This is a genomic window from Actinomadura sp. NPDC049753 (assembly GCF_040674655.1).
GTDB classification, from domain to species: Bacteria; Actinomycetota; Actinomycetes; order Streptosporangiales; family Streptosporangiaceae; genus Spirillospora; species Spirillospora verrucosospora.
On sequence record NZ_JBFARL010000376.1, the window covers coordinates 1 to 3,545 of the forward strand.

The 3,545-nt window shown below is 71.5% G+C and carries 4 protein-coding genes and 1 pseudogene; 3 read left to right on the plus strand and 2 right to left on the minus strand.

Annotated features, from left to right (window positions below; translation table 11 throughout):
- A pseudogene (locus AB0K37_RS41075) lies at positions 1-263 on the minus strand (hypothetical protein); the annotation flags it as partial.
- Here AB0K37_RS41075 and AB0K37_RS41080 point away from each other — a divergent pair.
- From AB0K37_RS41080 to AB0K37_RS41090, 3 genes are all read left to right on the plus strand, one after another.
- Entirely contained in the window at positions 262-729 is a 468-nt protein-coding gene (locus tag AB0K37_RS41080; protein ID WP_363991353.1) for a hypothetical protein, read from the plus strand. The pseudogene AB0K37_RS41075 and the gene AB0K37_RS41080 overlap by 2 nt on opposite strands.
- 275 nt (positions 730-1,004) lie before the next feature.
- Positions 1,005-1,784, plus strand: a complete 780-nt coding sequence (locus tag AB0K37_RS41085) for an electron transfer flavoprotein subunit beta/FixA family protein (protein WP_345174791.1) — start codon at positions 1,005-1,007, stop codon at positions 1,782-1,784.
- 21 nt (positions 1,785-1,805) lie between these two features.
- Positions 1,806-2,756, plus strand: a complete 951-nt coding sequence (locus AB0K37_RS41090; RefSeq protein WP_363991356.1) for an electron transfer flavoprotein subunit alpha/FixB family protein — start codon at positions 1,806-1,808, stop codon at positions 2,754-2,756.
- A gap of 48 nt (positions 2,757-2,804) precedes the next feature.
- Here AB0K37_RS41090 and AB0K37_RS41095 read toward each other — a convergent pair whose 3' ends face one another.
- Positions 2,805-3,440: a hypothetical protein gene (locus AB0K37_RS41095; RefSeq protein ID WP_363991358.1), complete on the minus strand. Its 636-nt coding sequence runs from the start codon at positions 3,438-3,440 to the stop codon at positions 2,805-2,807.
- Positions 3,441-3,545: the final 105 nt, after the last annotated feature.

Consider the following 3,545-nt stretch of genomic DNA (forward strand, 5'->3'; position numbering starts at 1 on the left):
AGCTCGCGCTGGACGGACGCCGAGGAATCCAGCTCGACGATCTTCAGCACGTTGATCAGCTTGTTCAGCTGCTTGGTGACCTGCTCCAGCGCCGCCGCCGAGGCGCACGCGCCGCAGGTCCCGGCCCCGGCTTCGGCGGCCGTCCCGGCCGCGTCCCCCGCCGGGACGCACGAGACGGCGGCGCACGAGACGGCGGTGACGGAGGGCTGGGCGCGGCTGCTCGCGGCCATGGTCGTGGTGGCCGGCGTCGGAGTCGTGATCATGCTGCCGATCGCGGGCCTCGCCCTGACGCTGGCCGCGGTGACGCTGCTGCGGGTGGCGGGCACGACGGCGCGCGGCTGGGCGTGGGCGGTCGGGCGGACGCTGCTGACCGTCCCCTACGCGGCGGTGTTCACGGTCGCCGTCCCGCTCGGGCTCGCCGTGGTGTCGGCGGTCGGCGGGAAGCTGGACTCGCTGACGTCCTGCGCGTTCGGCGCGGGCGCGGGGGCCGCCGTGCTGTGGACGGCGCCGGGCGTCAGCGCTCCGCGGCGCCAGCTGGAGCGGATGTTCCTGCCGGTGGCGCGGCGGCCGCGCGCGGTCGCCGCCGCGGTCGTGGGCCTCGGCGTGCTGTGCCTGCTCGTCGGCGTCGGCGCGATGACGCTGACGCCGAGCTTCTCCCCGACCTACGGCCTGCAGCGGACGCTGGAGAGCTCGATGGACCGCCTCCAGCACGCCGTCAACGGGGTCTGAGGCATGATGTCCGTCACGTCCGGTTCGGGACGCTTCATGCACCGCAAACCCGCCGCACACGTGGGTAAGGTCTCACGAACTGGGATTTGCCAGTGGGCTACCGACGAGTAACATTATCGTGCACGGCCGAACCGGGGACCCGGCTCCGAAGCACGTTCGGGTGTTTGGCAGGCTGTGACTGCGAAAGCGCATGTCCGCGTCGACCCGCCATGGGCGGCGCCCCTCTGCCGCTTACCTCAGCGGCCAACTGAGTGCAGGGAGGTCGGCCACCGGCCATGAACATCGTCGTCCTGGTGAAGCAGGTTCCCGATACGGAGAGCCCGCGCAAGCTGAAGTCCGATGACAGCACGCTCGACCGCGCCGCGGCGGACGGAGTCATCAACGAACTCTGCGAGTACGCCATCGAAGAGGCGCTGCGCATCAAGGAGGCCCACGGCGGCGAGGTGACCGTCCTCACCATGGGCCCCGACAAGGCCACCGACTCCATCCGCAAGGCGCTGGCGATGGGCGCCGACAAGGCCGTCCACCTCCTCGACGACGGCCTCGCGGGCTCCGACGCGCTGCAGACCTCGTACGCGCTGGAGCAGGCGCTCGGACGCACCGGGTTCGACTTGGTCGTCCTCGGCGCCGAGTCCACCGACGCGCGCACCGGCATGATCGCCGCGATGCTCGCCGAGCGCCTCGGCGTCCCGCAGCTCTCGCTCGCCAACAAGGTCGAGATCGACGGGACGTCCATCAAGGTGCAGCGGCAGACCGACTACGGCTTCGACCGGGTCGAGGCGAGCCTGCCCGCGGTCGTGTCCGTGGTGGAGAAGATCAACGAGCCGCGCTACCCCTCGTTCAAGGGGATCATGGCGGCCAAGAAGAAGCCGGTCGAGACGCTCGGCCTCGGCGACGCCGGCATCGACGCGTCGCGGGTCGGCCTGGCGAACGCCGCGACCGAGGTGGTCGACTTCGCCGAGGCGCCGCCGCGGGCGAAGGGCGAGATCGTCACCGACGAGGGCGACGGCGGTGCGAAGATCGCCGAGTTCCTCGCGTCGAAGAAGTTCGTCTGACCGAGGAAGGGGATTGCAACAATGGCCGAGATTCTCGTCCTCGTCGACCACGTCGACGGTGAGGTCAAGAAGGTCACGCTCGAACTGCTGACGCTGGCGAACCGGCTCGGCGAGGCCGCCGCCGTATGGGTCGGCCCGGGCTACGAGAACGCCAAGGACAGGCTCGCCGAGTACGGCGCCGGCAAGGTCTACGTGGCCGCCGACGAGGAGCTGGCCTCCTACGTCGTCGCCCCGAAGGCCGCGCTGCTGGCCCAGCTCATCAGCGAGAAGTCCCCGGCCGCGGTGCTGGTGGCCGCGACCGGCGAGGGCAAGGAGATCGCGGGCCGCCTCGCCGTCAAGACCGGCTCCGGCGTGCTCACCGACGTCGTGGACGTCGCCGACGGCTTCGTCGGCGAGCACTCCATCTTCGGTGGCGCGATCATCGCGCACGCCAGGGTGCGGACCGGCACGCCGATCATCGCGGTGCGGCCGAACTCCGTCGCCCCCGAGGCGTCCCCGGCCACCCCGGCCGAGGAGCAGGTGTCGGTCACGCTCTCGGACGCCGACAAGGGCGCCCGGATCGTGGAGAAGGTCGTCCAGGAGAAGGGCGAGCGCCCGGACCTGACCGAGGCCGCGATCGTGGTCTCCGGCGGCCGCGGCGTCGGCGGCGCCGAGAACTTCAAGATCATCGAGGGGCTGGCCGACTCGCTCGGCGCGGCCGTCGGCGCCTCCCGCGCCGCGACCGACGCCGGCTGGTACCCGCACTCGTTCCAGGTCGGCCAGACCGGCAAGACGGTGTCGCCGCAGCTGTACATCGCGGTCGGCATCTCCGGCGCCATCCAGCACCGGGCCGGCATGCAGACCTCGAAGACCATCGTCGCGGTCAACAAGGACCCCGAGGCGCCGATCTTCGAGCTCGTCGACTACGGCGTGGTGGGCGACCTGTTCCAGGTCGCGCCGCAGCTCACCGAGGAGATCAGCAAGCGCAAGTGATCTCGCGCGGACGGCCCGGCGACGCTCGCGTCGCCGGGCCGCCGTCGTTCAGGAGCGCTTCGGCGCCGGGTACGGAACGGCCTTGAGCAGCGCGGGCTTCAGAATGTCGTTGACCTCGGCGTAGGGGAGCACGTTGTCGAGCTGCCCGCACGCCGACTCGTACCCCAGGGTCGAGAGGTAGAAGGCCACGCGCAGTCCGGTCGGGGTGAGGGCCGTGGTGACCTCGCCGGACCTGACGAATGCGGACGGGTTGTCGGTGCCCTGCGGCAGTCCGGCGCCGCCCGGCCCGCCCCTGCCGCAGTAGGCGCCCCCGGGCTGGCGGGCCTTGATCCTGCCGTCCAGCGGCCTGAGGCCCTGCTCGGTCGGGACGCGGAACAGGTCGAGCGGACGGTAGGAGGCGCCGGTCCGCAGGTCGACGGTGGCCGCCTGCGACTGGTCCCATCCCGTCCCGCGCTCGCCGCGCAACTCGACCTTGTACCAGACCGACAGCAGCCGGTCGTTGCGCAGGAGGATCGCCGGCGTCACGACATCGGTGTAGGCGCCACGGCCGATGTCCTTCAAGCCGTTGCGGGTCTTCGCCCAGCGCTGTTCGAGCGGCGCCCGCAGCGCCTGGTTGATCTTCCGGTTGAGCGCGGCGTCCCCGCCCGTGACGCGCACGACCCGGCCCTGCGCCTGGAACGTCATCCCGCCGCCTCCTCGGCATCCAGGTCTGGCACCACTTCGAGCACCTGCTGCTGCTGGTGCAGGCGATGTCCGACTCCTACATCGCCGGACGTCCCGCGCCGACGA